This window comes from Bradyrhizobium sp. 482_C4_N1_8 (assembly GCF_052075965.1).
GTDB lineage: Bacteria > Pseudomonadota > Alphaproteobacteria > Rhizobiales > Xanthobacteraceae > Bradyrhizobium > Bradyrhizobium barranii.
In genome coordinates, this window is sequence record NZ_CP197231.1 from 3,290,281 (window position 1) to 3,315,607 (window position 25,327).

The following is a 25,327-nucleotide window of genomic DNA, read 5'->3' on the forward strand; positions in this document are numbered from 1 at the left end:
GGATTGCAGGCTAATTTGTGCCCCAGACGAGGGGGATTGCATCAATGCGGATTTTGGTCATCGCGGCCGCCGTGCTCGCACTAACGGCTGCGTCGGCGCATGCGCAGGGCCGCAGCAGAGGCCAGCCGAACGAAGCGAAGTCGGACAATAAGCCCAAGGTCGACGAAAAGGCCTACAAGGCCGCGCTCGAGCGCATTCCGGAGCCCAAGGAGAAGTACGACCCGTGGGGCGGAGCCCGTCCGGCTGAACCTGCCAAGAAGCCCAAATAAATGAGGGGGGCGTTGGCGAGCCGTCTGTGTCAGTCGGCCGCCGCCATCGTGCTCCTCCTGTTTTCGTCGTGGCCAGGCATCGCCTGGGAGAGCTGGGGTGGCGATCCCGGCGGCTCACGCTTCTCGCCTTTGCGGGAGGTCACGCCCGACAATGTCGGCAATCTGGTTCGGGCCTTCGAATTCCATACCGGCGATCTCGCGGCGCGGCCGCCCGAGGTGATGCGGCGAACCAAATTCCAGGCGACACCGTTGTTCGTCGAGGACAGCCTGATCTTCTGCTCGCCCTTCAATGAGGTGATCGCGCTCGATCCCGGCACGGGCGCGCAGAAATGGCGCTTCGATCCAAAGATCGCGACAAATCAGCGGCCCGCCAATCGCTATGTCTGCCGCGGCGTGACCCATTGGATCGACGATGAGGCGCCCGCGAATGCCGCCTGCCGATCGCGCATCTTCATGGGCACGAACGATGTCCGCCTGATCGCGCTCGATGCAAAGACCGGGATTCCGTGCGCCGGTTTCGGCACTGGCGGTGAGGTCAGGCCGGATATCGGCATGAAGCTGGACTGGCCCGGCGAATTCCAGATTACCTCGCCGCCGGCGGTCGGCCGCGGTGTCGTCGTGATCGGCTCCGCGATCGGCGACAACCGCCGCGTCGACGCGCCGAGCGGCGTGGTGCGCGCGTTCGATGCGCGCAGCGGCCAGCCGCGCTGGACCTTCGAGCCGCTCAAGCGCGACGGTGTCGAAGCTGGTCACGCCAATGTCTGGGCGCCGATGTCGGTCGACGCGGCCCGCGGGCTGGTTTTCCTGCCGACATCCTCGCCGTCGCCGGACTTTTGGGGCGGCAAGCGGCCGGGCAACAACGAACACGCCAATTCGGTGGTCGCGCTGCGCATCGAGACCGGCGAGCTCGTGTGGGCATTCCAGACCGTGCATCACGACGTCTGGGATTACGACTTGGCGTCGCAGCCGACGCTGACGCGTATCGACACCGGAGACGGCCAGCGCGATGTCGTGATTCAGCCGACCAAGCAGGGATTTGTCTTCGTGCTCGACCGCGATACCGGCAAGCCGGTGTGGCCGGTGGAAGAGCGCGTGGTGCCGCAAGGCGGCGCGGAAGGTGAACGACTGTCGCCGACGCAGCCATTCCCGACGCATGTGCCGCCGCTGACATCGCAAAGAATCTCGACTGAGGATGCGCTCTCGCTCCTCCCTGGCCTGGGTCGCTCCGCTTGCGAAAGGCAGTTCGCGGAGGCACGTAACGAGGGGTTGTTCACCCCACCCTCGACGCAAGGCACGGCGGAGTTTCCCTTCACCGGCGGCGGCGTCAACTGGGGTAGCGCAGCCTTCGACCCGGTCAACCAGATCCTCTACGCCAACACCGCCCGCGCCGTTCATCTCATCAAGCTGATCCCGCGTGCGGAGGCGGCTGGATTCGATCCGCCTCCCGGTCATGATTTCGGCCAGCAGAAGGGCGCGCCGTTCGCGATGTCGCGCGCGGTGGTGATGTCGCCGCTCGGGCTTCTTTGCAACAAGCCGCCTTGGGGCGAGATGGTCGCAGTCGATCTGAAGGCCGGCAAGATCCTTTGGCGTTCGACGGTCGGCACCACGGAAGACCTTGCGCCGCTCGGCGTGCCGCTGCCGTGGGGCGCGCCGCTCGTCAACGGGCTCGCGGTCACCGCAGGCGGTCTCGTCTTCACCGGCGCGATGGATGCCTATCTGCGCGCCTTCGATGCGCGAAGCGGCCGGGAGTTGTGGCAAGGCCGGCTGCCGGTGCCCGGCGTCGCCAACCCCATGACCTATCTCTGGAAGGGCGAGCAATATGTCGCGATCGGCGCGGGCGGCCACTCCGAGGTCGGCACCTCGATCGGCGACAGCGTCGTTGCATTTCGCTTGGCGCGGCCGGGTGAAGGGCCGTCGCTGTGGTCGCGCACCATCGATCGTCCGGGCGGACGATTTTGGGTGTCGTCGTCAGCAATTGTGTTCGCGATCATCCTGCTGATCATCGCGAGCCTGCGCTGGCGTCGTCGACGTCGTATAAAGCAAGCATGATGCTGCGTTGTGTATGCGATGCGAACGGTCGTTCACATCGTGCGTGCTATCGTACGAAAGCGAGGCCGATGCGCCTATCATTGCGCCATACGGTGTGGCAATTCCGTACGAAATTGTCGCGCGCGATCGAGAGCGTGAATGATTTCGGCAATATGACGGGGGAATCGAGCTCGATCGCCGCGCCGCCTTCCGACATGTTTCGCACCGTGCACGCGATGCCGCTGCTTTCAAAGGTGATCGTTCCACCCTTGAAAACGCGGTAACGCTGCGCTGCACGTTTCTCGATCATCGGCATTAATCCATAACGATGATTGTGAAGTAGTGCATAGAAATTACGTTGAAATAAACTCAATACTGGCGCTACTTGCACAGCGCTTCAGACTTCGTTTACGACGTTGGAGCGGTGAGTCACTTCCCGCCGACTTTCCTCACAAGCCCTTCCTTTGTGGCGTTACGCGCCGATGGAGATATTGATGAAGACTACGCTTTCGCTTCTGTTCGCCGCAGCGCTCTCGCTGTCATCGATGCCCGCCCACGCCGTCAAGTGGGACCTCTCGACCATGACCTGCAAGCAGTTCCTCGAGAGCGGCGAAGACAACATCGCGGTCGTGCTGACCTGGATGGACGGCTGGTACAAGGGCGACGAGGACAACGCGATCATCGACACCGAGGTGTTCATCGAGAACGCCAAGAAGTTCGGTGCCTATTGCGGAAAGAATCCGACCGTCAGCGTCGTCACCGCGGCTGACGAAATTCTCGGCAAGTAATTCCTGAAGCTGACCGAAGCGCGGACGCAATCGCGCTTCAGTCCCTCGCTTCGATGCGAAATTGATTGGAGAGCCGCGGAGCGCCTTGCGCGCTCACGCGGCTCTCTTCTTTTTGGATGATGCTCAGCCCGGCAGCATCGCGAACGCGCTCGACACCATCGCCACCTGTTTGTTGTCGGTGGCCGAGAGCAGCGTGACGCGGCCAAAACTCATGGTGCGTCCAAGCCGCACCACGCGGGCATCAGCCAGAACGTCCGACGAGGAGACCGCACGCATGAAATGCGTGGTCTGGTCGACCGTCGTCATCGGACGATAGCCGCGATTGGCGGCAAGGTTCGCGATCACCATCGCGGTATCGGCAAGCGCCATCAGCGCCTGGCCGCACACCACGCCGCCGTTGCGGCACAGCCGCTCCGAGAATGGCATGCGCAGGAGCGCGCCCGGCTGCCAATCCACCACGTCCGATGGCGGCAGGTGCTCGAGGCGCTCGACGGCGAGGTTGAGATCCTGGACCCAGGGCGCAAAGACCTCGCCGAGTATGCGTCTGGCCTCAGCGATGCCGAACCCGGCTTCTGGCTGCGATGGCATTGCTGTCGGTCCCCCCTGTGTTGCTGGATGTTTCGGCTATTCTGCGCGCATCGGCGCGGCAAAGTCACCCGGTCTTCGGTCGGCTCTGTCGGCTTGAAAATGCCTGACTTGGGCCGATATGATACTGGGCTTGGGAACGGGTGGGCGATGTTGCGTCGGTGTGTCCTTGTGTTTGGGTTGATAGCGCTGGGTCTCGCGCTGGACGGGTGCACCAGATGCGGCCCGATTTGGGACGACTGGCTGCAGGCGCCGAAATCGTGCAGATCGGACCGGCTCTAGCGCGCCATTCGGCCCTGGCGGGCCGTTGACAAGAACGACAAGGCGCGGTTGACCCGCCCTTCATGGATGATCAAGGAGTCAATGATGAAGCTTTTCCGTATGGCGGCGGTGCTGCTGGCCGTGCTGGCGGGACCGGCCTACGCGCAAATGCCCAATCTCAATTTGCTGCAGGAAGGTCCAGGCAAGACCCCCGAGGAAAAGGCCGCGGAAGCCGAGCGTGACAAGGCCTACAAGGAAACGCTGAAGAAGATTCCGGACTCCAAGGCGTCCAACGATCCCTGGGGCAACATGCGTTCCGACCCGCCGAAGCAGGCGGCTGCGCCGAAGGCATCGGCCGCAACCAGCGCGCCCAAGAAGAAGTCCGGCACGACCGCCAATTGACCTTGTCCCCGATCGGAGGCGGCTGATGCCTCCGGCCGGGACTCCTCTTCGGACGGCCTGCTTCCTACATCTCCGAGAGCGTATTGCGTTGAGGAGGAACGGCATGGCCGATCGTCCGCGGGATCTCGCCGAGCGGATGGCGCGCCGGCGCAAGATGGGCGGCAAGCCGGGCGAGCGCGGCGGCGACGGCTTCTTGCGTGAGACTTTCACTCTGCCGCGCCCGGCGGCGCGGGCGAGGGCGGAGGCTTTCTTCACCCGCTACCCCAAGGCCGGCTATATGAGCGCGGTCGAGACTTGGCGCGAACTGCCGGGCGGCGAGATCGAATTCACCATGCGGCGGCTGCCCAGCGCCGACTAGACGTCAAGTCTCCTCGAAGGATTCGGCGATGATGCGGATCCGGAACACGGGCTCCTTGGCCTCGTCCAGCAGCTCCATGTGCCATTCGGAGTTTTCGTTGAGCTTGCGCGCGAGGCCGGCGGCCATGTCGGCGCAGATGCTGGTCATCATCTTCCAGGCCGCATCGCGATCGGCAAATTCCGTCGCCTGGTCCGCGCAGCCGGAATAGCGGCCGTTCCGAATTCGAAAGAAGTAGAGCGGCATGGCTGGCACCGGTCACATGATGGTCCCGCCTCCCGGGCCATGGGCGCGCGCAGTGCAGTCCCAAACCAGGGACAGATCAATTCCGGGCCGCTACGGACGTCACCTCGCAGGCGCGCGTGGCTCCGGCATCCGGCTCGGGTGGTTTATTCATGCGGTCTTGCGCCCGATCGCCTTCAGCTCCCGATCGATGCGCAGCTGCACGCGCCGGATCGCCAGCAGATTGATCTTCGTCTCGGTCTTGCCCGTCCTGATCTCGTCACCGATGCGGAACTGCCACTGCCAGACTCCGGGAAGCGCCGTCTTGGCAATGGTGAACTCAACGCCCCTGTGATTCATGGGTCATCTCCACGATTCACCCTCCATTCACCGTGAACATGTTGGGCGTCGCCCTATTCCTGCGACAAGCGAAATTTGGCGGTAAGCCTTGGATAGTTCACGGTAATCTTTGGAACCGCGCGCGGTCCGAAACAAACGAAATTAGGTTCCGAAAACCGTGCACGGAATCCGGGCAAGCCTGGCAATTCACGCGGTCTTGCCGTGCCACGCCGAGGAACTCTGTTCGTGGTCGGAGAACCACGGAACGCGAGATCCGCGCATTTGACACATCGCTGCGAAGCGCGGTCCGGATTCCATCCCGCATCTTGTGGAACCCAAAGCGGCGCGTTGCTGCCGCCATTCGAAGCGAACAGGTGCGGTCGATACATTTCCACTTTTGCGTGTCATGTATCTATGCTCTGCTTGTGAACGACGGTTCGAACGCGATGTCACGAAGGGGAAGGTGTGAGCTGGCTGAGACATCTTGTGCTGCGCTGGGGTGCACGGAATTTCTCGCTGACCTGTCCCCATTGCCGGCATCCCGCGTCCTCATCGAGCTTCAAGCGCGCGCGTTTCATGCTCGGTGACGAGAAGCTCGTCTGCGAAGAGTGCGGCGAGACCAGCGTCGTCACGTTCTGGCGTTTCGAAGGACTATCGTCGCGGCCCGATTGCACTGAAGCGAGGCGGCGCGCGCCGCTGTCCGATTCGCGGCACTGATCCAGCGCCGGCGGTGTACGTCGAAGTCCACTCCATGCGTGCTGCGGCATATGCCTTGCTTGGCCTCATGACGGCAAACAACATGGGCGCGTCATGCTCGGCATTCCCCGCCGCTACTCTCATTTCGTCTTCGGTGTCATCCAGTCCGGCCTGACCTCGCTGATCGCGGCGGGCATCGCCAGCTTTCCCGCTTCTGGCGCGACGGTCTTCCTCGCGCACTGGATGGTGTCGTGGCTGATCGCGTGGGCCGCGATGCTGCCGATCGTGCTGCTCGCTGCGCCTACGATCCGCGCCTTCTCGCTGCGGCTGACGCGAGAGGAGAGGGCTCGGTGAGGCGGCCGGCAAGCATGAAAAAAACCCGCTTGGGGAGAGCCAAGCGGGTGAAAGGTTATTGGAGGCTGAGGTGCTGGGCTGCAACACCGTAGCCCCACGACCCTAGCCGGTTGAGCTTACGACAGCCTGACAGGGCCGGCAGATCGGCTTTCAACCTGCCGCGCCTCCGCGCCCGCAAACAGAAAACCCCGCTCGGGGCAGAGCGGGGTCCTCGACTGTGTATGGAGGCCCGGTGTTGGTCCACCGGGCACAGCCAGACTAGGAGACCAGGCTTACGGGTGCCTGACGGCGGCACCGAAATCCGCGTCGGGAGGCCGCAGACTGGCCCCGCACGCGTCCCAATTTGGCCACCCGATCGCACCACTGGAGCCACACCCCTCGGCGAGATTTCGCATCGTCGGCGACGCCATGGGGGAAACGTGGTGCGCCGGCAGCGGGGTGGCATCATGGATAACGTAGAGCGGTCATTCGCCGCCGCGACGGCGGCTGGCTTCGTCGTGCTGGTGATCGGCCTCGTGCTGCTGGCGCTGCTGTAAGGCGTACCGGCGGACGGCAAGCCAAGGCCGGACCGGGCTAAAGCAGGCGCTTCGATCCTGGGTGGGCACCCAGGACGCCGCCGCGCCCTTTCAAAACATGGAAAACAACCCCATGCACAGTAGGGGGTCGGGCGATTTCGTTGTGCGATCAATGACTTAGCTGTGGTATTTGGATACCTTAAATGCTGCGCAACGGCTCCGGGGCGCACCCTGGCTCTGGCCGGCCCAATTCTGCGACGTGCATTCCCGACGGCCGGTACGACGGCTAGCCGCCCATCGCGGCGCAGCCTTGGTCAGATCGGAAGCCCGTCGGCAGGCTCAGTGGACCTTGATCTCACCCAGGGGAAGGCGGAGTTCGGCGGCGCGCTCTTCGCGGTCCCTCTTGCGAAACTCGTTTTCCTTCCGCTCGAACTTCACCATCTCCTCGTGCGCCGCCGCCAGGAGGTGAGTGCGCCTGACAGCATTGGGGTGCGCGTCTTCCGTCATGTTCCTGGTCCCCATCGTTGCGATCGCATCCCGAAGAAAGCCGGACACCGCAAAAAGGTTCGATGCCGCAGGATTGCGGAATTATGACGGCGCGCGTCGGCTGCGTCTTTGATGCGCGTCATCTTCAGTCGAAGGGTGACGAATGCGGAGGATCGGCAAAAATCAAAAAAGGCCGCCAACCGAGGCGGCCTCTCATCATCTTTGAATCACTTGATCTTTGAATCGCTTGCCCGCTAGCGGCAGGGCTTCTAGCGGCAGGGCTTGCCAATCATCTGGGCGTGCCGGCTGTGGCAGCCGTCGTGCAACTGAGACTTCCTCGTCACCTTTGCGCCGACCTTCGGGGCGCCCGATGCTGTCGCGGCATTCGATATCTGGGCTTGCGCCGGCACCGAGCCGGCGAGGACAGACAGCGCCAGAGCGATCTTGAGGATTGCCTTCATCGTGCCTCCTGAGGTTGTTCGAACGGTACGCAGAGTAACGCTACTTATATTAGCGTTACACAATGTAGCTTTCAATTCAAGTTCGATCGGAGGCATGACGACGAACCGCCGTCCTCGCGGCGGACCGAGATGGGGCAAAGTGAGGTAGATCGCAGATGAGGCGGGGCGAGCGCTCCGCGGAATGGACCGATCAGGCGGCCTCGGTCCGTCGCGACGTGCACGCCCAATGTGGCGAGCCGTGGTGGCCTATTGCTTCGTTGTCGGCGGCTCGAAGATGAGGGCGGCTTGGAACACCCGCCCGGCGTCGGTGCGGACTTCGATCGCAACGTCTGTTCGATCCTCGTGTCCCGCCAGGTCGCGCGCAAGGCCGCTCAATGTCTGCGTCGCCTCGATCTCTGCTTCGCGCTGGGTTCGAAACTCCAGTCCCTCATCGTCGGCATAGAGGCCGGTGTCGTCTCGGATATCGAAAAAGTACCGGACCATGGCGCCGCCTCTCAGAGAGAGTATCGCCGCCAACCCCGCCTTGGGAGGACCGTTCCTAATTATTTCGGCGGCTGGAATCCGGGTACTGTCCCAATCCCCGGGCGTGGTTGGCGTCCCGTTGGCCGGCGAGAATGCCAGGACCGCCGCTTGCAGGTTGGGCAATCGTAGACCTGGACGCCGAGCGCCGTTGAACCAGGTCAATCATAGCTGTCTTTACGGACGGTCTCGATCCGCCTTGCGTCCGCCTACATCTGTGGCGGCGTGACCCTTGCTTCGTCTCTCGTCAGGGCGGCAAGCCTGTCCAATTGGCTAGCCACGCCAGTGAGGCTCCGGGCGATGTTCTTCAACAGGAAGGCCCTGTCCGCCGAAACCCCGGACGATTGAGAGAGGACCTTGTAATGATTTGCGAGTTCCTCGCATTTAGCAGCGTCGATCATAATTGAGCCCATCTATGAAACAGGTCAACAGCTCAACCCTAATACGGTTCCCACGCGGGGCGCTGACGACCCTTGGCGTTGCAATGCCTCGCATCCTACCACAGCTATTCGTCGTCAGGTTGTGTTCTGCGCCACAAATCGCGTCACTCCCGAAATCAAAGGCCACCACGCCAGGAAACAGGCTCGTCCCTGAAGACGGCCCCGGCCGGTGGGGCTTGATAGGGGTGAAGGCCGGGGCCGCTTGGGGATGCTTGGCCCTTGGCAAAGACCAAGCGAATCCGAGTTTAGTCGACCCTCACCGCGCCTCTGTTCGTTTCAGCACATAATTGCCAAATTTTCCTGCCCCGCATTCGCATGCGCAAATGCATATCGAGGGCCGGTACGGTTTCCTTATCGTCTTGGATTGGCAGACCACGGAGACGTGCGTATTGCCTGACCGGCACCCTCGCAGGGCAGATTTTTTCATTCGGATGGGGGGCATCGGTTGGATGATGTCCGACCGAGAGCGCAAGGGCCTGGCGATCATCGAAACAGCTGCGCCCGATGTCTATGCGGGCGCGCGGCAGTCAAGTCCGCCGCATTGCCAAAAATTCCCGCGACCGATGGGCCGCGGCATACTCCCGTCCGGCTTCCTCGGTGCGCTCCGGATGGGGAGACGGGAGCGGCTTTGGGAGGGACTGATTTTCGGTCACCTATCTCGGTGTCTCAAACGCACCTGTGGCAACTCTGACACCGGGACTGCCGAATGAGCTCACAGGAAATCCGTGCAATGAGCGATCCCCGGTAAGGTTGCAATCGCACCCGGTGCGCGCGCCCAGGCTCGGATCGCCAGGTTGGCCGCCTTCAAAACCGAGGGGCGCAAGATTTGAAGCGCATCGCGGATCGTTGCGCTCAGGGGCTGCTGACGGATCCGTGTGCGCAGCCGGGCAACCCGCAATGCACGCACCATCGTTTCAGGATCGGGAAGTCCGCGCTTATCCTCCAGAAGGCTCCAGGCGAGGTGCTTGAGTTCGATGGTCTCCTGGTCGATCTGAGGGAACGATCCCAATGCCGTGATGCTCGCGTGGTTGGTCGTGTCGTAGAACACAAGACCGTCGTCGATCGCCACCATGTCGCCCTGGCAGGCGAGATCGAGAAAGAACAGTTGGTCCACGCCCCAACTGATCGACTTGTAGTTTCGCATCAGGCAACCGGCCCGGATGACCTTGCCGTTGATCAGCAGGGTCGACGGGACAATCCCAAGCAATCGGGTCTTGCCCGCCAGATAGAGATCCGCCAGGCACTGCTGGCCCGAATACAGATAAACTTGGCGTCCTCGCCGGTACCTTATGCCGCTGTCCTGAACGAGATGAGATGTGGAGGTCATGAACGCAGCGGCGGGGTACGTCCTCGCCAATTCCGCAAAAGTCGCAAGCGATCCTGGCGTGAGCCAGTCGTCGTCGTGCAGCACTTTGATCCAGTCGCCGCGACATGCGCGCATCGCGTTGTTGGTATTCTCAACCTGGCCGCGGCCGCGGTGGTTCTCGATAACGCGAATGCGCGGGTCGCTCCGCGCGTGCTCGGACAGGATGCTCCAAGTCGCGCCTTCCGGACCTTCGTCGTCGCTGATCACCATTTCCCAGTCGGCGTGCTCCTGCTGCAGCACGCTTTCAATCGCGCGGCTCACCATCTCCGGTCGGCGGAAGGTGGGTATTGCCACCGAAATGAATGGGCGGTGTTCCGAACTCTGGGAGCTATCGAACCGCTCGGCGTACAATTGATCCATTCATCGTACCTCGTTGATCGAAGCGGTCGTGGCTGGAAGTGGCAGACCCTTCTTCGGTTTGAGCCTGTTCGCAGAGCATCTTGAATCGAACCGAGCGAACGAGGCGCGTGAATGCTAGGGAGACGATCTCGATGCGGTCATCGTCCATTCGCATGAACTTTGTTCCCGCAGGCCGCGACGTTTCGAAGCGGCCGCTTGTCCGCCTTGGTGAAAGAGTGTTCTGGTTCCCCTCGGTTTCTGTCGCCGCAGCAGCCGCGCCAACGCGGTGACGGATCAAGACGGGGGCGGCCAATCGAGGCGGCGTTGGTTCAGTTTCTTGCGGAGCTCTTGGAGGATTTCGCGAAGCTCTGCCGCGTTGCTTCTTTCCAAGAGGGAAGCGAGGCGCGAGCGTGATGGCGTTTTCAATCACCGGTAGATTGTCAAGGGCCGCTCGGTGACAGGTGGAGGGTGACTGCGTCCTGCCGCGACGTGCTGTCTCACCTCGCGACAATTGAACGACTTCAAATCCGGCCACGGCTCGTTTCAAAATCGGACAGTGAGGTCGGAAACAGACCACGCCCAAACCCGGGTGCTGTCCCAATTGGGACACTCGGAACATCAAGTCAGGACAGGTTGCTTGTTGGGCTTCAGAAGCAAGAACGCCGTCCGCTTAAATGAAGCGCGGACGGCGGCTTTCCAGCCCCGGGAGGGAAATTGTAAAATCCCGATATCGTTTTGTCGGCACGTCCCGTGCCAAGGTTCATCGGGCCAGCCGCAGGAATTGGGAAAACCTTCATCCTCAAGCGTTGATGCCGCCAACGCGAATGACCACGCCGGGACAGAATCCGGATCTGTGCCGGCAACGCGATACCTCAGGCGCGTCTGCTTCTAGGCTGGCTTGGGCGGTTGAAGCCCCGGCGATCTCAGCCACTCGCTCATGTGCGAGCCGGTCTCAGCCTGTCTGGCTTTGCGAAGGCGGTCCTCTCGTTGAGCACCGTGAGGCAGGGTTTTGGCTTGTTCGCGGAGGCGTTTCGCTTCTTCGGCAAGTCGTTCTTCCAGTGACACGGTTTGCGTGAAACGACGGCGCTGCTTCATGACACAACCTCGTCTTTACGGGTCCTAACCGCAGGGTTTGAGTTCCAGCGAACTTAATATGCAGACGGGCCACCTTCAGTTCCAAAGTGAACTTTTCAAATCAAGCCACGGTGAATTTCAAACTAGGCCACCGCGCTCGGAAACAAGCCAGCACCAAATCCGGGTGCTGTCCTAATTAGGACAGCGGGGCTGTCAGATTGCGACATCAATAAAAACGCCGCCCGCTTAAATGTCGCGCGGGCGGCGGCTTTCCAGCCCCGGAGAGGTGGATGCAAAACCCCGGTGATGATGAGTGTGCACAACCTGTGCCAAGGTTTTATGTCACGTTGCGGGACGCCGCAGCGGGGATCGGGCCACCACCTACCGCGAACTTCTGAGAATCAGTATTGTCTCGAAGAAAGAACGTCGTGGGGGCAGTACTTGTTACGGGATTGCCGAAGGACTATTCGCCTGTCTAGCCAGATTACCGGCCTTTGACGCGAGCTTTCGGCTGATTGCGAAGACGACGTCTTCAAGTGAAAGAGGCCGCCACTGAGGCGGCGTTATCATTGCTTGCTGAAAATCCTGGAATTGAAAATGGCCGTGACTTCGAGAACACGGCCAGTTCTGTTACGAACTTCCACCGCGAAATGCTGGCCCGTCGAACCTTCCATGACCGCATCGCGGGCGGCATCGACAAGTGCGCCGAGCGCCATATCGTGTGCCGCCTCGGCGTCCAGCAGTTCGACGCCATCTTTGTCCTGCGAGAAGATGCCATCCGACCTGAGGTCGAAAAAATACTGAGCCATTGATGCTCAGCTTACTTCGGTGCCTGCAAACCCGAGGAATTGACCCACTCTTCGAGGTGACATGCAGTGTCAGCCTGACGGGCTTTCCTCAGCATATCATCCTTCAGAACGCCTGGCGAAAGCTCTGCCGCCCGGGTGCGGATATCGTCAGCGAAGACCCGCAGCCTGTCCTGAAGAGATACGGATTGTCTGATGCGTTGCCGTCTTTGCAAGGCGCTGCTCCCTGTTCGAGGGGGCGGGAGCGCTGTGATGGAGCGTTCTCGTCACCGATGGTAGCCACGATCCGGGCGGTGATGGTGAAAGTGTGCGCTCGGATCAGGGGATTAGCGAGTCCTCAATTTGTCCCGCCATTCGGAACTTTTACGAATTAGGACACTGACGAATTCAACTTGGGACACAACGGCTCAAATGCGGACAGCACGCTCCGCCGCAACTAAGCGCCATGTTATTGAGCTGGGCGTGTCGCCAAAGCAGAAAGAACGGGCGCGGCATGGATCCGGCGGCCAGCATCTTCAAGATGATCTATCGGGATCAACCAGTCGGTACGGAGGGGCTTCCTTGGCGGAAGGAAGACTTCACGAAACGAAAGAGGCCGCCAACCGAGGCGGCCTCACGAGACCCGGCCCATCGCCAACGCGCGCATTGTACGATGGACCGTTCCGGGTGGATGGCGCGAGAGTGTCGCGCCACAGACCGGAATCTCAATCCCTTGGTTCGAGAGTCGTTCCCGTCAGGCCGCCTACTGAGGCGGCCTTGCTTCATCCGCCTACAAAGCGGGTTTGCGTGACCGGAAATACGAAGCCGATTCCGGTCACGGCGAGGAAGGTGCAAAAATACCGGATGCGATACATGCCGAACCAACCCGGGCGTGCCGCCATGGTTCAGGAGGTCGGCGAGCTCTCCGCCCATCTGGTGGTCTAGGCCGAGGTTGGACGGAGAGCCGCGCGCCGGACCCCCGTCGCATGACAATGCTAGGAACGTGCCATGACAGTCGTGTGAAACTGTCGGCGCCGCTCAGTGGAGATCAGGCCACAAATGAAATGAAAACGCCGCCCGCTTGAAATGAAGCGCAGGCGGCGGCGTTCCAGCCCCGAGAGGGATTAGCAAAATCCCGGATATTGATCAGTCCGAATGGATGACGAGAAGGTTCAACGGCACAACGCGACCAAGCTCAAATGGATGCGTGGCGGCGCTGCGTCGAACTGGGCATTGAAATCCCCCAGGCCAATAGATACGGGCAGGAGACGAGATCGTTTCACACGCGCAGAGGCGGATTAGGGCACTTCTTTTCCGTGGTTCTATGAATGGCGAGCTTGCGCGTTTTTCCCGGAGGGATTGTCGGCTGACAGCGTGGCTGACTTGGAAGGCTACATCGAAATCCTTTTGCGAAAGCTTCGCCGGGAAGCTGGCAAAGAAGCCGCCAACTGAGGCGGCCTTAACCGGTCTTCCGTTCGAGCATCGCCATTTCAACTTGGTCGGCCAGGACTGTGAGATGACTTGCGAGGCGGTCGAATAGTTCGCGCTTAGCGGCGTCGGTCGCGGATGAGAGCGCACTCCGCCGCGTCCTTCCGCAGCTTCTCAAGTTGAACCAGATGATCTTGCATGGCCCGCTGGCCCGCTGTTTCGAGAACCAGCGGAGTCAACGCGACGGGCTTACTTCGGCGGCTGCAAGCCGGATGATTTCAACCATTCCTCAATGCGGGCGGCGACATCGGATTCGTGGGCCTTCTTCAAAAGAGCCTCTTGCTCTGGGGCCGCCTGCAATTGTTCTGCCTTTTCTCGCGCTAGTCTGGCTTCCTTGATGAGCCGCTCTCCAAGCACTCTATCCGGTTTGAATCGGAAGCGCTTCATGACTTCCTCCTGTCACAAAGTTCGCTCTGCTTAAAACTTTCAAGGGACACAGAAGTTCTACGGAACTCTACACCTCATGTTCGCTTAGCGGAACACATTCGTTTGCGGTCCGTTCTTCAAATCCAAATCGGGCCACCGCGAAAATCAAACTAGGCCACCGCGCTCGGAAACCAGGCCAGCATCCGGGTACTGCCGAAATAGGCCACTCGGGATTGCAAAGTAGGCCACTGGTAGGAACTAAGGGATTGCCCGCCCTGTTGCATGTTGTTCCTCCCTCTAAAGGAACAGCCTTATGGCCGACGACAACAATAAAAATCCAAATGAGAAGCAGCCCGGCGAGAATCCGGACGGCAAGTACCATTTCAATCCTGGGAACATGGCCGGGAAGAAGCCCGGGGATCCGGAGCAGACTGCCGAAAACCGTGGCGAGCAGCCGCACGAGGACAAAGAAAAACCCGCCGGTTAGATGCCGGCCACTCGCAGATGCGAAGTAGGGCCACTATAGGACCGCACCGGACGGCGGCTTTATGGCCGGCCACTCACCGAAGAAAAATGGGAATGGATTGTTTATCCCAGGATCGGGCAAGGAGATCGCTTCGCAGGAATGGCTCCCACTAGAGCGGCCTCAAAGGGAGCGCGGGCCTACATCGATGAGAAGCTGGATGGAAAAGAGGCCGCCAACTGAGGCGGCCTCAAATCATCAGGATCAGCCAGACGATTAGGCCAGCGTTCACGGTGCCTACGGTGACAATACCTGTCTGAATAAGTCGCTCGGTCATGGTGTCACCCCCCGATTGAGAGGGAACCCTGCGCTCAATCGGAACGAGCGTCTATGCAGATTGTGCCAGAACCGGGAAATTTCGGTAATATATGACGGCGTGTTCCGCCCGTGAATACACCTTATGGTTGGCCCAGAACAAAACAGGCCACGTGTCATTTCAAACCAGGCCAATGTCGCCGGAAACAGGCCAGTACCAAAATCCGCGAAAGAACATATTGCGAACTTGGAACAAATAGGGTACATTACTTTTATCGCCGGCCCGCCCCGCCAATCGTTTGTCCCTCTAGCGAATCCTCGCCATAAGGAGCACGACCCAATGTCCAACACTGCCCTGCGTATCGTCGAAGGATCTTCCATGGACAAGAGTAAAGCTCTGGCCGCCGCGCTCTCCCAGATCGAGCGCCAGTTCGGCAAGGGCTCGGTGATGAAGCTCGGCAAGAACGACCGGTCGATGGATGTCGAGGCGGTGTCCTCGGGTTCCCTCGGGCTCGACATTGCGCTCGGGATCGGTGGTCTGCCGAAGGGGCGCGTCGTGGAAATCTACGGGCCGGAATCCTCGGGCAAGACCACGCTGGCGCTGCACACGGTGGCGGAAGCGCAGAAGAAGGGCGGAATCTGCGCCTTCATCGACGCCGAGCACGCGCTCGACCCGGTCTATGCGCGCAAGCTGGGCGTCAACATCGACGAGCTCCTGATTTCGCAGCCGGACACGGGCGAGCAGGCGCTGGAAATCTGCGACACGCTGGTGCGCTCGGGTGCGGTAGACGTGCTGGTGGTCGATTCGGTCGCGGCTCTGGTGCCGAAGGCCGAGCTCGAGGGCGAGATGGGCGACGCGCTGCCGGGTCTCCAGGCCCGTCTGATGAGCCAGGCGCTGCGCAAGCTGACGGCCTCCATCAACAAATCCAACACCATGGTGATCTTCATCAACCAGATCCGCATGAAGATCGGTGTGATGTACGGCTCGCCGGAAACCACGACCGGCGGCAACGCGCTGAAATTCTATGCCTCCGTCCGTCTCGACATCCGCCGCATCGGCGCGATCAAGGAGCGGGACGAAGTGGTTGGCAACACGACGCGCGTCAAGGTGGTGAAGAACAAGCTGGCGCCGCCCTTCAAGCAGGTCGAATTCGACATCATGTACGGCGAGGGCGTCTCCAAGATGGGCGAGATCCTCGATCTCGGCGTCAAGGCCGGCATCGTCGAAAAGTCCGGCGCCTGGTTCTCCTATGACAGCCAGCGCCTCGGCCAGGGCCGCGAGAACTCGAAAGCGTTTTTGAAAGCCAACCCCGACATCACCGCCAAGATCGAGACCTCGATCCGCCAGAACTCCGGCCTGATCGCCGAGCAGATTCTCGCCGGTGCACCGGAGCGTGACGCCGACGGCGAGGAGCCGGCGGACGAGTAAGGCCTAACGCGAAGAACTTTCGCGAGGAGCGGGCGCTGAGGACGTTGAGTTGCCGACGTCGTCAGTGCCCGTTTCGTTTTGTGGGGCGTTCGCGATGAAACGCGTGATCCTGACCAGTTCGTCCGGCGTCGGTCTTGCCCATGCGGATCGCGCCGACATGGTCGTGCCGTTCATCTTTCGCTTCGTTTCGGGGCCACTGCCTACCTCGCATCACCTCGAGCAATACCTGACGGGAGGCTATGTCAGAGGCGATCCGGAGGTGCGTTGGTCCGATCTTGTTGGCCGGTTGCCTCAGACCGGTCTCGCGCACAAAGAGACAGGCCTGATTTGGTTTTGCGAGACCTATGGCGTCGATCTCATCGAGCTGTGGTTCGACCCTGAGCCCAATAGTCAGTTGCAACTGATCTGGATCCTCGATTATTTGCGGTCCCATCCATCGATCACCGATCGTCTGAGATTGCGACGTGTCAATTTCGATCTGCGCGGAGCGGACGGCACAGAGCTTCGCGATCGTATGGTGCGGGAATTGGAGGTCGCGGACTGCGACTTCGAGATCGCCAACATGGCCTGGGAAGCCTACCGGGCGCCAACGCCGGAGCTCTGTTTCGGATTGCTCGGCAGGGATTTCCCCAGGCTGCCCTTCCTGAAGCCTGCGATGGAACAATTGCTGGCAGAATTGCCATCACCAATCACCGGACTAGGTACGACGGAAGCGCGGCTTCTCGACCTGATTGCGCGGGGGCACAACCGTACCAAGGAGCTGTTTCAACCAGACGGTCCGCTGCAAACGCGCGTGTTCGATCAATGGGAATTGGGCCCGCTGCTCGAAGGGCTTGGGTCCGGCCCAATGCCGGTGATCACGGGTCTCGATCCGAAACTCGCGACGCTGGCCCCGCACGATGCGCGAGGCCGCAACGCCGCCTTTCGCCGAAGCCGGCTATCGCTCACCGAATTTGGGGAAGCGGTCCTTGAAGGCCGGGAGGATTTCGCCGTCAAAACCCGATTCGGCGCTGGTGGGGTGGTACGCTTCTGACCAACGAACGGCTTTGGCGGTGGAACCGACAGAACCATTCGCTCGTTGCACCCTAGATATGCGTTCGGGGCCGTAGGGTGGGCAAAGGCGAGCAAGCGCCGTGCCCATCCTATTCCAACGCGCACAAAGGTGGTGGGCACGCTTCCGCCTTCGCTCTTCGAGCTACGGCGGACAAGTCGCTTTGCCCACCCTACGAAGCTACGATCCCTTACTCCGCCGCTTCCGCGTAGTCGCTGACCGGCGGGCACGAGCACACCAGGTTGCGGTCGCCGTAGACGTTGTCGACGCGGCCGACCGGGCACCAGTATTTGTCGGTGCGCGAGACGCCGTCGGGGAAGCAGCCTTCGGCGCGGGTGTAGGCGCGATTCCAATCGTCGTCCGCGATGTCGTGCACGGTGTGCGGGGCGTGACGCAAAGGCGAGGCCTCGATCTTGAAGCGGCCGGCCTCGACCTCGGCGATTTCTTTCCGGATCGCGATCATGGCGTCGCAGAAGCGATCCAGCTCAGCCTTGGATTCCGACTCGGTCGGCTCGATCATCAGCGTGCCCGGCACCGGAAAACTCATGGTCGGGGCATGGAAGCCGTAGTCGATCAGGCGTTTTGCGATGTCGTCGACGGTGACGCCGCTCGTCGTCTTCAGCGGACGGGGATCGACGATGCACTCATGTGCGACGCGGCCCTTCGCGTTCTTGTAGAGCACCGGGAAGTGCGCATCGAGGCGCGCGGCAATGTAGTTGGCGTTGAGGATCGCGATCTCGGTGGCGCGCTTCAAGCCGTCGCCGCCCATCATCAGAATGTAGATGTAGGAGATGGTGAGGATCGACGCCGAGCCGAACGGCGCGGCCGAGACCGGGCCGACCGGTGCTTCGGCTTGCGTCGCCGGATGACCGGGCAGGAACGGCGCGAGATGCGCCTTCACGCCGATCGGGCCCATGCCGGGGCCGCCGCCGCCATGCGGGATGCAGAAGGTCTTGTGCAGGTTGAGATGGCTGACGTCGGCGCCGTAATCGCCGGGCCGGGACAGGCCGACCTGCGCGTTGAGGTTGGCGCCGTCCAGATACACCTGGCCGCCATGGTCGTGGACGATGTCGCAGATCTCGCGGATGTGCTCCTCGAACACGCCATGCGTCGAGGGATAGGTGATCATCACCGCGGCGAGATCTTTCGAGTGCTTTTCGGCCTTGGCGCGGAGATCATTGACGTCGACGTCGCCGTTCTTCTCGCAAGCGACCACCACCACGTCCATGCCGACCATCGCGGCCGAGGCCGGGTTGGTGCCGTGGGCGGAGGAGGGGATCAGGCAGATTTTTCGGTGCGTCTCGCCGCGCGCGGCATGATAGCCGCGGATCGCGAGCAGCCCGGCATATTCGCCCTGTGCGCCGGAATTCGGCTGCAGCGAGATCGCGTCATAGCCGGTGATATCGCACAGCCATTTTTCCAGCCGCGCGAACAGCGCGTGATAGCCCTTGGCCTGCTCGCGCGGCGCGAACGGATGCAGGGACCCGAACTCCGGCCAGGTCAGCGGCATCATCTCGGTCGTCGCGTTCAGCTTCATCGTGCAGGAGCCGAGCGGGATCATGGCGCGGTCGAGCGCGAGGTCGCGATCGCTGAGCTTGCGCATGTAGCGCAGCATCTCGGTTTCCGAGCGATGCGCGTGGAACACGGGATGGGTGAGGAAGGCGGTGGTGCGCTTGAGCGACTCCGGCAGCGCCTCGCGCGTGGTGGCGTCGATCTCGGCATAGGTGAGCGTGCCGCCGAATGCGCGCCAGACCGCTTCGACGGTTGCCGGCGTTGTGGTCTCGTCGAGCGCGATGCGCAACGCCGTCTCACCGACGCTCAGGTTGATCTTCTCGGCAGCCGCGCGCGCGACGATCTCGGCGCGCTTGGCACCGGCGTCCACGCTGAGCGTGTCGAAGAAGCTATCCGACTGCGGCGCAAAGCCGAGCTTGCGCAAGCCCGCTGCGAGCACGGCGGCGCGGCGATGCACGTTGCGCGCGATCTGCGAGAGACCCTCGGGGCCGTGATAGACCGCGTACATCGAGGCGATCACGGCGAGCAGCACCTGCGCGGTGCAGATGTTGGAGGTCGCCTTCTCGCGGCGGATGTGCTGCTCGCGGGTCTGCAGCGCGAGGCGATAGGCCGGCATCCCGCGCGAGTCCACGGAGAGGCCGACGATGCGGCCGGGCAGCGAGCGCTTCAGTGCATCGCGCACCGCCATATAGGCCGCGTGCGGCCCGCCATAACCCATCGGCACACCGAAGCGCTGCGCCGAGCCGATCGCGATGTCGGCGCCCAACTCGCCGGGCGAGGCGAGCAGCGTCAGTGCCAAGAGATCGGCGGCAACGATCGCGAGCGCGCCCTTGGCCTTCAACGTCGCGATCGCGGGCCTGAGGTCGCGCACGGCGCCCGAGGAGCCCGGATATTGCAGCAGCGCGCCGACCACGTCGGCCTTGTCGAGATCGGCGAGGGGATCACCGACGATCAGGGTCCAGCCCAGCGGCTCGGCGCGGGTGCGCATCACCGCCAGCGTCTGCGGATGCACGTCCTTGTCGACGAAGAAGGCTTTTGCTTCGACCCGCGAGTGGCGCTCGGCGAGCGCCATGGCTTCGGCCGCGGCGGTCGCCTCGTCGAGCAGCGAGGCGTTGGCGACGTCGAGCCCGGTGAGGTCGCAGATCATGGTCTGGAAGTTGAGCAGCGCCTCCAGCCGGCCCTGGCTGATCTCGGGCTGGTAGGGCGTGTAGGCCGTGTACCAGGCCGGGTTCTCCAAAATGTTGCGCTGGATCACCGCGGGCAAAACCGTGCCGGAATAGCCCTGGCCGATCAGCGAGGTGAAGACCTGGTTCTCTCGCGCGAGCTCGGCCATGTGCGCGATCGCCTCGGTCTCGCTCAAGGGCTTGCCGAGGTCGAGCGGGGCGGTCTGCCGGATCGAGGCCGGCAGCGTCTCCGCCATCAGGGCGTCCACGCTCTTGGCGCCGACGGCCTCCAGCATTGCGGTGACGTCGCGCGCCGACGGGCCGATGTGGCGGCGAACGAAGGTGGCGGCGGTGTCGCCATTGGATTTGCGGTGCGCGGTCATCATGGGTCCTCGCTTTAGATTTCGCTGTCGCCGTCATGCCCCGCGAAGGCGGGGCATCCAGTAAACGCAGGCGTCACGGCTTGAGCCGAGAAGCCGCGGCGTACTGGATCACCCGCCCCAGTGCGCAGTGCGCACAAGGCGGGTGATGACACCGAATATGAGGTCAGAGTTCGCTTCATCTCACGCCGTATGTGCCTTGTAGGCGGCCTCATCCATGAGGCCGCCGAGCTCGCTCTTGTCGGCAATTCTGATCTTGAAGAACCACGCCTTGCCTTGCGCGTCCGAGTTCACCAGCGCCGGCTCGGCGGCGAGCGCGTCGTTGGTCTCGAGCACTTCGCCCGTAACAGGCGCGTAGACGTCGGAGGCGGCCTTCACCGACTCCACGACGGCGGCGGCTTCGGCCTTCTTCAGCGCACGGCCGGCTTTGGGCAGCTCGACGAACACGACGTCGCCGAGCTGGGACTGCGCGTAGTCGGTGATGCCGACGGTGGCGACGTCGCCGTCGATGGCCAGCCATTCGTGGTCGGAGGTGTACAGCGTCGTGGTCATTGTCTTGTCCTCAGCGTTTGTAGGTGTTTTTCACGAAAGGCATGGCGGCGACCGTGAGCGGCAGCCGCTGGCCGCGCACCTCGGCGAACAGTTTTGTATCGAGCGCGCTCGATGCCGTGGGCACGTAGCCCATCGCGACCGGCGCATTCAGGCTCGGGCCGAAGCCGCCCGAGGTGACCTTTCCGATCGGCTCGCCGCCGGCGTCATCCGCAAACAGCAGCGCGCCCTCGCGCACCGGCGCGCGGCCTTCCGTACGCAGGCCGACGCGGCGGCGGCTTGCGCCGTTATCGAAATGAGCGAGGATCGCATCAGTGCCGGGAAAGCCGCCGGTGCGCGCGCCGCCGCTGCGGCGACTCTTCTGCACCGACCATTCCAGCGCGGCCTCGACCGGCGTGGTGGCGGTGTCGATGTCGTGGCCGTAGAGGCAGAGCCCGGCTTCCAGCCGCAGGCTGTCGCGGGCCCCTAAGCCGATCGGCATCACATCGGGATTGTCCAGCAGCGTTTTGGCGAGGCGCTCGGCATCGGCCGCGGGGACCGAAATCTCGAACCCGTCCTCGCCGGTGTAGCCGGAGCGCGAGACGAAGCAGTCGAGGCCGGCGACCTTGTGCGGGCCGGCATCCATGAACTTCATGGCGGGCGCCTCTGCACACAATTTCGCCAGCACCGCTTCCGCCTTCGGGCCCTGCAGCGCGATCAGGGCGCGGTCTTGAAGCGAATCGATGATGCAGTCGTCCGAGAGATGCGCGCGCAGATGCGCCTCGTCCGCTTCCTTGCAGGCGGCGTTGACGACCAGGAACAGGTGATCGCCGAAATTGGCGACCATCAGATCGTCGAGAATGCCGCCGTCCGGATTGGTGAACTGGGCATAGCGCTGCCGTCCCGGGGCGATCGCCACGATATCCTGCGGCACCAGCCGTTCCAGCGCGCGGGCGGCGTCCTCGACCTTGCCCGACTTCGGCCGGAGCGCGAGCTGGCCCATATGGGAGACGTCGAACAGGCCGGCGGAGGAACGGGTATGGAGGTGCTCTTTCAGGACGCCCGCGGGGTACTGAACGGGCATGTCATAGCCCGCGAACGGCACCATCTTGCCGCCGAGGGAGACATGAAGCCCGTGAAGGGGCGTACGTTTGAGGGAATCTTGGTCGTGGCGCGCAAGCATTACGGGGCCCTCGGCGGTTCCCCGGGGACGATTCCCCGATGGACACCAGTCGAAGCCCCATCTGTCGCTGTGCCTGAGAGTATTATCCCGTCGGCGGACGCAGTCCGGGCCAACCCTTATGAAAAGGTATTTGCCCGTCGGCGCCTCTTTCCAGATGTCGTCAAAGCCACGCGGTCCTTTTGCCTGAGAGTTTCCGGGGCGGTTGCTCCTTCGGCGCCGGCACCAAAGCCGGTCTCTCCCGACGTGGCCGTACGATACAGATGGGTACAGACCACAGGCCGGCCAAGCCTGTCAACGCGCACCTGGCGGCTTTCAACGGGATTGCAAACGGGATTGCGCGCCTGCGGCAACTCACTGATCTCCTTGCACAGTTTCTGGACAGCGCAGCTGGCCTTGTCTAAAAGCGCTTTGACCCGCAGATATCAGCCCAAATGCCCGGTTTGGATGGCGTATCGCGGGTCCAAGCACACCCGATTGGATGAACATGAGCGGCGTCAACGAGATCAGGTCGACCTTTCTGAACTTCTTTGCCGAGAACGGCCACGAGATCGTGTCGTCCTCGCCATTGGTGCCGCGCAACGATCCCACGCTGATGTTCACCAATGCCGGCATGGTGCAGTTCAAGAACGTCTTCACCGGCGTCGAGAAGCGGCCCTATCAGCGCGCCACCACGTCGCAGAAATGCGTGCGCGCCGGCGGCAAGCACAACGACCTCGACAATGTCGGCTACACCGCGCGCCATCTCACCTTCTTCGAGATGCTCGGCAATTTCTCGTTCGGCGACTATTTCAAGGAGCGCGCGATCGAGCTGGCCTGGACCCTGATCACGCGGGAGTTCGGGCTCAAGAAGGACAAGCTGCTCGTCACCGTCTACCACACCGACGACGAGGCGGCCGGGCTGTGGAAGAAGATCGCGGGCTTCTCCGACGACCGCATCATCCGCATCCCGACCTCGGACAATTTCTGGGCGATGGGCGACACCGGGCCGTGCGGCCCGTGCTCGGAGATCTTCATCGACCGCGGCGACCACATCTGGGGCGGACCTCCGGGCTCGCCGGAAGAGGATGGCGATCGCTTCCTCGAATTCTGGAATCTCGTGTTCATGCAATACGAGCAGGTGACGAAGGAGGAGCGCGTGGATCTGCCGCGTCCCTCGATCGACACCGGCATGGGGCTGGAGCGCATGGCCAGCATCATGCAGGGCGTCGACAGCGTGTTCGAGACCGATCTGTTCCGCCATCTGATCGATGCGACGTCGTCGGCGCTCGGCGCCGGGCCGAACGAGCAGACCGTGGCCTCGTTCCGCGTCATTGCCGACCATTTGCGTTCCTCGGCCTTCCTGGTCGCGGATGGCGTGCTACCCTCCAACGAGGGCCGCGGCTATGTGCTGCGCCGGATCATGCGCCGCGCGATGCGCCATGCGCAGCTGCTGGGTGCCAAAGAGCCGCTGATGCATCGCCTGGTCTGGGCGCTGGTCCGCGAGATGGGCCAGGCCTATCCCGACCTGATGCGCGCGGAGAATCTGATCGAGGAAACGCTGCGGCTGGAAGAGACCCGCTTCCGCAAGACGCTGGTGCGCGGCCTTGCCATCCTCGACGAGAAGAGCGCGTCCCTGAAGAAGGGCGACATGTTTGACGGCGACGTCGCCTTCACGCTGTACGACACCTACGGTTTCCCGCTCGACCTGACCCAGGACGCACTGAAATCGCGCGGCATCGGCGTCGACCAGGCCTCCTTCACCGACGCGATGGAGCGCCAGAAGGCCAAGGCGCGCGAGTCCTGGAAGGGTTCGGGCGAGGCGGCTTCCGAAGCGATCTGGTTCCCGCTGCGCGAGAAGCTCGGGGCCACCGAATTCCTCGGCTATGAGACCGAGAGTGCCGAAGGCGTGGTCTCCGCGCTGGTGAAGGACGGCCAGGAAACCGCGAGCCTCAAGGCCGGCGAGACCGGCGCGATCGTGCTCAACCAGACGCCGTTCTACGCGGAATCAGGCGGTCAGGTCGGCGACACCGGCGTGCTCAGCGGCGAGGGCGGCATCAAGTTCCGCGTCACCGACACGCAGAAGAAGCTCGGCGATCTCTTCGTTCACGTCGGCACCGTGGAGAGCGGCGAGCTGAAGCTCGGCACCGCGCTGCAGCTCGAGGTCGATCACGGCAGGCGTTCCTCGATCCGCGCGCACCATTCGGCAACGCATCTCATCCACGAGGCGCTGCGCCAGGTGCTCGGCGACCACATCGCCCAGCGCGGCTCGATGGTCGCGCCGGATCGTTTGCGTTTCGACTTCGTGCATCCGAAGCCGATCACGGCGGAAGAGCTTGCCCGCGTCGAGGACATCGCCAACGACGTGGTGCTGGAGAACGACGAAGTCACGACACGCGTGATGGGAGTCGATGAAGCGCGCGAGGCCGGCGCGCGCGCGCTGTTCGGCGAAAAGTATGGCGACGAGGTCCGCGTCGTCTCGATGGGCCGGACCGCGCGGGAGCGCGGCACCAACGCGCTCGGCTGGTCCGTCGAGCTCTGCGGCGGCACCCATGTGAAGCGCACCGGCGACATCGGCCTGATCACGCTGACCGGCGAGAGCGCGGTCGCCTCCGGCGTGCGCCGCATCGAGGCGCTGACCGGCAACTACGCGCGCAGGCACGCCAACGAGACCATGGCGCTGGCGAAGACCGCGGCCAACGAGCTGCGCACCTCGATCGACGACGTCCCGGCGCGCATCACAGCCCTGATGGAGGAGCGCAAGAAGCTCGAGCGCGAGCTCTCCGACGCCCGCAAGAAGCTCGCGATGGGCGGCGGTACATCCGTCGGGAACGGCGCAGCCGCAGGCGTGCGCGAGGTCGGCGACGTCAAGCTGATGGCGCGCGCGGTCGAGGGCATCGAGATGAAGGATCTCAAGAGCCTTGCGGACGACGGCAAGAAGCAGATCGGCTCCGGCGTGGTCGCCATCGTCGGCGTCACCGAGGACGGCAAGGCCGGGATCGTGGTCGGCGTCACCGCCGATCTCACCGCGCGCTTCAATGCCGTGAACCTGGTGCGCGTCGCCTCCGAGGCGCTCGGCGGCAAGGGCGGCGGCGGCCGGCCCGACATGGCGCAGGCTGGCGGTCCCGATGGCGCCAAGGCGCCCGAGGCGCTCGCGGCGATCGAAAAAGCGATGGCAGGCGCGTAAAC

General features: G+C 62.8%; 25 protein-coding genes and 1 riboswitch. Of the genes, 11 read left to right on the forward strand and 14 right to left on the reverse strand.

What is annotated here, in order from left to right:
* Positions 1-44 precede the first annotated feature (44 nt).
* Together AB7Z56_RS15275 and AB7Z56_RS15280 are read left to right on the forward strand one after the other, a co-directional pair.
* The gene (locus AB7Z56_RS15275; protein WP_354076202.1) at positions 45-269 is read left to right on the forward strand and encodes a hypothetical protein; all 225 of its coding nucleotides are present in this window, start codon (positions 45-47) and stop codon (positions 267-269) included.
* The gene (locus tag AB7Z56_RS15280) at positions 270-2,318 is read left to right on the forward strand and encodes a pyrroloquinoline quinone-dependent dehydrogenase (RefSeq protein WP_354076204.1); all 2,049 of its coding nucleotides are present in this window, start codon (positions 270-272) and stop codon (positions 2,316-2,318) included. It abuts the gene before it with no gap.
* A gap of 46 nt (positions 2,319-2,364) precedes the next feature.
* Here AB7Z56_RS15280 and AB7Z56_RS15285 read toward each other — a convergent pair whose 3' ends face one another.
* Positions 2,365-2,613 (reverse strand): PilZ domain-containing protein, encoded by a 249-nt coding sequence (locus tag AB7Z56_RS15285; protein ID WP_225005279.1) that lies wholly within the window; start codon positions 2,611-2,613, stop codon positions 2,365-2,367.
* Positions 2,614-2,791: 178 nt separating this feature from the next.
* Between AB7Z56_RS15285 and AB7Z56_RS15290 the strand changes: the two genes are divergently transcribed.
* Positions 2,792-3,085 carry an HdeA family protein gene (locus AB7Z56_RS15290; protein ID WP_014494092.1) on the forward strand — a complete coding sequence of 98 codons (294 nt, stop codon included), beginning with the start codon at positions 2,792-2,794 and terminating at the stop codon, positions 3,083-3,085.
* Positions 3,086-3,208: 123 nt separating this feature from the next.
* Here the strand turns inward: AB7Z56_RS15290 and AB7Z56_RS15295 are convergent, their stop codons facing one another.
* Positions 3,209-3,673: a PaaI family thioesterase gene (locus tag AB7Z56_RS15295; RefSeq protein WP_354076208.1), complete on the reverse strand. Its 465-nt coding sequence runs from the start codon at positions 3,671-3,673 to the stop codon at positions 3,209-3,211.
* Between the two features lie 363 nt (positions 3,674-4,036).
* On the opposite strand from AB7Z56_RS15295, the gene AB7Z56_RS15300 reads away from it, so the two are divergent.
* The gene (locus AB7Z56_RS15300; RefSeq protein WP_081369444.1) at positions 4,037-4,333 is read left to right on the forward strand and encodes a hypothetical protein; all 297 of its coding nucleotides are present in this window, start codon (positions 4,037-4,039) and stop codon (positions 4,331-4,333) included.
* A gap of 103 nt (positions 4,334-4,436) precedes the next feature.
* Positions 4,437-4,691: a hypothetical protein gene (locus AB7Z56_RS15305; protein ID WP_283017011.1), complete on the forward strand. Its 255-nt coding sequence runs from the start codon at positions 4,437-4,439 to the stop codon at positions 4,689-4,691.
* Positions 4,692-4,694: 3 nt separating this feature from the next.
* Here the strand turns inward: AB7Z56_RS15305 and AB7Z56_RS15310 are convergent, their stop codons facing one another.
* Together AB7Z56_RS15310 and AB7Z56_RS15315 are read right to left on the reverse strand one after the other, a co-directional pair.
* Complete coding sequence (locus tag AB7Z56_RS15310) at positions 4,695-4,934, reverse strand: DUF6894 family protein (protein ID WP_028152656.1); 240 nt, start codon at positions 4,932-4,934, stop codon at positions 4,695-4,697.
* Between the two features lie 147 nt (positions 4,935-5,081).
* The gene (locus AB7Z56_RS15315) at positions 5,082-5,270 is read right to left on the reverse strand and encodes a hypothetical protein (RefSeq protein ID WP_354076211.1); all 189 of its coding nucleotides are present in this window, start codon (positions 5,268-5,270) and stop codon (positions 5,082-5,084) included.
* A gap of 444 nt (positions 5,271-5,714) precedes the next feature.
* Here AB7Z56_RS15315 and AB7Z56_RS15320 point away from each other — a divergent pair, with 444 nt between their 5' ends.
* Both AB7Z56_RS15320 and AB7Z56_RS15325 read left to right on the forward strand, forming a co-directional pair.
* Positions 5,715-5,966 carry a hypothetical protein gene (locus AB7Z56_RS15320; protein WP_148312138.1) on the forward strand — a complete coding sequence of 84 codons (252 nt, stop codon included), beginning with the start codon at positions 5,715-5,717 and terminating at the stop codon, positions 5,964-5,966.
* A 93-nt stretch (positions 5,967-6,059) separates the two neighbouring features.
* On the forward strand, positions 6,060-6,299 hold the full coding sequence (locus tag AB7Z56_RS15325; protein ID WP_354095824.1) for a DUF2798 domain-containing protein: 240 nt from the start codon (positions 6,060-6,062) through the stop codon (positions 6,297-6,299).
* A gap of 854 nt (positions 6,300-7,153) precedes the next feature.
* Here AB7Z56_RS15325 and AB7Z56_RS15330 read toward each other — a convergent pair.
* The 7 genes from AB7Z56_RS15330 to AB7Z56_RS15360 all read right to left on the reverse strand — a co-directional run bounded on the left by AB7Z56_RS15330 (position 7,154) and on the right by AB7Z56_RS15360 (position 14,159).
* The gene (locus AB7Z56_RS15330; RefSeq protein ID WP_354095825.1) at positions 7,154-7,321 is read right to left on the reverse strand and encodes a hypothetical protein; all 168 of its coding nucleotides are present in this window, start codon (positions 7,319-7,321) and stop codon (positions 7,154-7,156) included.
* Positions 7,322-7,569: 248 nt separating this feature from the next.
* Positions 7,570-7,761, reverse strand: coding sequence for a hypothetical protein (locus AB7Z56_RS15335; protein ID WP_085404274.1), 192 nt, complete (start codon positions 7,759-7,761; stop codon positions 7,570-7,572).
* 246 nt (positions 7,762-8,007) lie between these two features.
* The gene (locus tag AB7Z56_RS15340) at positions 8,008-8,244 is read right to left on the reverse strand and encodes a DUF6894 family protein (RefSeq protein ID WP_063986255.1); all 237 of its coding nucleotides are present in this window, start codon (positions 8,242-8,244) and stop codon (positions 8,008-8,010) included.
* 1,188 nt (positions 8,245-9,432) lie between these two features.
* Entirely contained in the window at positions 9,433-10,446 is a 1,014-nt protein-coding gene (locus tag AB7Z56_RS15345) for a glycosyltransferase family 2 protein (protein WP_354124538.1), read from the reverse strand.
* An 867-nt stretch (positions 10,447-11,313) separates the two neighbouring features.
* Positions 11,314-11,520 (reverse strand): hypothetical protein, encoded by a 207-nt coding sequence (locus AB7Z56_RS15350; RefSeq protein WP_354124537.1) that lies wholly within the window; start codon positions 11,518-11,520, stop codon positions 11,314-11,316.
* 545 nt (positions 11,521-12,065) lie between these two features.
* On the reverse strand, positions 12,066-12,308 hold the full coding sequence (locus AB7Z56_RS15355; RefSeq protein WP_085404277.1) for a DUF6894 family protein: 243 nt from the start codon (positions 12,306-12,308) through the stop codon (positions 12,066-12,068).
* Between the two features lie 1,653 nt (positions 12,309-13,961).
* The gene (locus AB7Z56_RS15360; RefSeq protein ID WP_063982347.1) at positions 13,962-14,159 is read right to left on the reverse strand and encodes a hypothetical protein; all 198 of its coding nucleotides are present in this window, start codon (positions 14,157-14,159) and stop codon (positions 13,962-13,964) included.
* Positions 14,160-14,451: 292 nt separating this feature from the next.
* On the opposite strand from AB7Z56_RS15360, the gene AB7Z56_RS15365 reads away from it, so the two are divergent.
* The 3 genes from AB7Z56_RS15365 to AB7Z56_RS15375 all read left to right on the forward strand — a co-directional run bounded on the left by AB7Z56_RS15365 (position 14,452) and on the right by AB7Z56_RS15375 (position 17,378).
* Positions 14,452-14,625 carry a hypothetical protein gene (locus AB7Z56_RS15365; RefSeq protein WP_166091088.1) on the forward strand — a complete coding sequence of 58 codons (174 nt, stop codon included), beginning with the start codon at positions 14,452-14,454 and terminating at the stop codon, positions 14,623-14,625.
* A gap of 631 nt (positions 14,626-15,256) precedes the next feature.
* Positions 15,257-16,345 (forward strand): recombinase RecA, encoded by a 1,089-nt coding sequence (gene recA / locus AB7Z56_RS15370; RefSeq protein ID WP_085404279.1) that lies wholly within the window; start codon positions 15,257-15,259, stop codon positions 16,343-16,345.
* A 94-nt stretch (positions 16,346-16,439) separates the two neighbouring features.
* The gene (locus tag AB7Z56_RS15375) at positions 16,440-17,378 is read left to right on the forward strand and encodes a hypothetical protein (RefSeq protein WP_283017008.1); all 939 of its coding nucleotides are present in this window, start codon (positions 16,440-16,442) and stop codon (positions 17,376-17,378) included.
* A 208-nt stretch (positions 17,379-17,586) separates the two neighbouring features.
* Here the strand turns inward: AB7Z56_RS15375 and gcvP are convergent, their stop codons facing one another.
* From gcvP to gcvT, 3 genes are all read right to left on the reverse strand, one after another.
* Positions 17,587-20,454, reverse strand: coding sequence for an aminomethyl-transferring glycine dehydrogenase (gcvP, locus tag AB7Z56_RS15380; RefSeq protein WP_167768121.1), 2,868 nt, complete (start codon positions 20,452-20,454; stop codon positions 17,587-17,589).
* Between the two features lie 180 nt (positions 20,455-20,634).
* Positions 20,635-21,003: a glycine cleavage system protein GcvH gene (gene gcvH, locus AB7Z56_RS15385; protein WP_085404280.1), complete on the reverse strand. Its 369-nt coding sequence runs from the start codon at positions 21,001-21,003 to the stop codon at positions 20,635-20,637.
* A 10-nt stretch (positions 21,004-21,013) separates the two neighbouring features.
* Positions 21,014-22,162, reverse strand: a complete 1,149-nt coding sequence (gene gcvT / locus AB7Z56_RS15390) for a glycine cleavage system aminomethyltransferase GcvT (protein WP_085404281.1) — start codon at positions 22,160-22,162, stop codon at positions 21,014-21,016.
* Between the two features lie 162 nt (positions 22,163-22,324).
* Positions 22,325-22,413, reverse strand: a riboswitch (glycine riboswitch).
* Positions 22,414-22,646: 233 nt separating this feature from the next.
* Here gcvT and alaS point away from each other — a divergent pair.
* The gene (gene alaS / locus AB7Z56_RS15395; protein ID WP_085404372.1) at positions 22,647-25,325 is read left to right on the forward strand and encodes an alanine--tRNA ligase; all 2,679 of its coding nucleotides are present in this window, start codon (positions 22,647-22,649) and stop codon (positions 25,323-25,325) included.
* Positions 25,326-25,327 lie beyond the last annotated feature (2 nt).

Bases quoted from the DNA above. Each gene is read 5' to 3' on its own strand.
- AB7Z56_RS15275 (WP_354076202.1), top strand. From the start codon at position 45: ATGCGGATTTTGGTCATCGCGGCCGCCGTGCTCGCACTAACGGCTGCG.
- AB7Z56_RS15280 (WP_354076204.1), top strand. From the start codon at position 270: ATGAGGGGGGCGTTGGCGAGCCGTCTGTGTCAGTCGGCCGCCGCCATC.
- AB7Z56_RS15285 (WP_225005279.1), bottom strand. From the start codon at position 2,613: ATGCCGATGATCGAGAAACGTGCAGCGCAGCGTTACCGCGTTTTCAAG.
- AB7Z56_RS15290 (WP_014494092.1), top strand. From the start codon at position 2,792: ATGAAGACTACGCTTTCGCTTCTGTTCGCCGCAGCGCTCTCGCTGTCA.
- AB7Z56_RS15295 (WP_354076208.1), bottom strand. From the start codon at position 3,673: ATGCCATCGCAGCCAGAAGCCGGGTTCGGCATCGCTGAGGCCAGACGC.
- AB7Z56_RS15300 (WP_081369444.1), top strand. From the start codon at position 4,037: ATGAAGCTTTTCCGTATGGCGGCGGTGCTGCTGGCCGTGCTGGCGGGA.
- AB7Z56_RS15305 (WP_283017011.1), top strand. From the start codon at position 4,437: ATGGCCGATCGTCCGCGGGATCTCGCCGAGCGGATGGCGCGCCGGCGC.
- AB7Z56_RS15310 (WP_028152656.1), bottom strand. From the start codon at position 4,934: ATGCCGCTCTACTTCTTTCGAATTCGGAACGGCCGCTATTCCGGCTGC.
- AB7Z56_RS15315 (WP_354076211.1), bottom strand. From the start codon at position 5,270: ATGAATCACAGGGGCGTTGAGTTCACCATTGCCAAGACGGCGCTTCCC.
- AB7Z56_RS15325 (WP_354095824.1), top strand. From the start codon at position 6,060: ATGCTCGGCATTCCCCGCCGCTACTCTCATTTCGTCTTCGGTGTCATC.
- AB7Z56_RS15330 (WP_354095825.1), bottom strand. From the start codon at position 7,321: ATGACGGAAGACGCGCACCCCAATGCTGTCAGGCGCACTCACCTCCTG.
- AB7Z56_RS15335 (WP_085404274.1), bottom strand. From the start codon at position 7,761: ATGAAGGCAATCCTCAAGATCGCTCTGGCGCTGTCTGTCCTCGCCGGC.
- AB7Z56_RS15340 (WP_063986255.1), bottom strand. From the start codon at position 8,244: ATGGTCCGGTACTTTTTCGATATCCGAGACGACACCGGCCTCTATGCC.
- AB7Z56_RS15345 (WP_354124538.1), bottom strand. From the start codon at position 10,446: ATGGATCAATTGTACGCCGAGCGGTTCGATAGCTCCCAGAGTTCGGAA.
- AB7Z56_RS15350 (WP_354124537.1), bottom strand. From the start codon at position 11,520: ATGAAGCAGCGCCGTCGTTTCACGCAAACCGTGTCACTGGAAGAACGA.
- AB7Z56_RS15355 (WP_085404277.1), bottom strand. From the start codon at position 12,308: ATGGCTCAGTATTTTTTCGACCTCAGGTCGGATGGCATCTTCTCGCAG.
- AB7Z56_RS15360 (WP_063982347.1), bottom strand. From the start codon at position 14,159: ATGAAGCGCTTCCGATTCAAACCGGATAGAGTGCTTGGAGAGCGGCTC.
- AB7Z56_RS15365 (WP_166091088.1), top strand. From the start codon at position 14,452: ATGGCCGACGACAACAATAAAAATCCAAATGAGAAGCAGCCCGGCGAG.
- recA (WP_085404279.1), top strand. From the start codon at position 15,257: ATGTCCAACACTGCCCTGCGTATCGTCGAAGGATCTTCCATGGACAAG.
- AB7Z56_RS15375 (WP_283017008.1), top strand. From the start codon at position 16,440: ATGAAACGCGTGATCCTGACCAGTTCGTCCGGCGTCGGTCTTGCCCAT.
- gcvP (WP_167768121.1), bottom strand. From the start codon at position 20,454: ATGACCGCGCACCGCAAATCCAATGGCGACACCGCCGCCACCTTCGTT.
- gcvH (WP_085404280.1), bottom strand. From the start codon at position 21,003: ATGACCACGACGCTGTACACCTCCGACCACGAATGGCTGGCCATCGAC.
- gcvT (WP_085404281.1), bottom strand. From the start codon at position 22,162: ATGCTTGCGCGCCACGACCAAGATTCCCTCAAACGTACGCCCCTTCAC.
- alaS (WP_085404372.1), top strand. From the start codon at position 22,647: ATGAGCGGCGTCAACGAGATCAGGTCGACCTTTCTGAACTTCTTTGCC.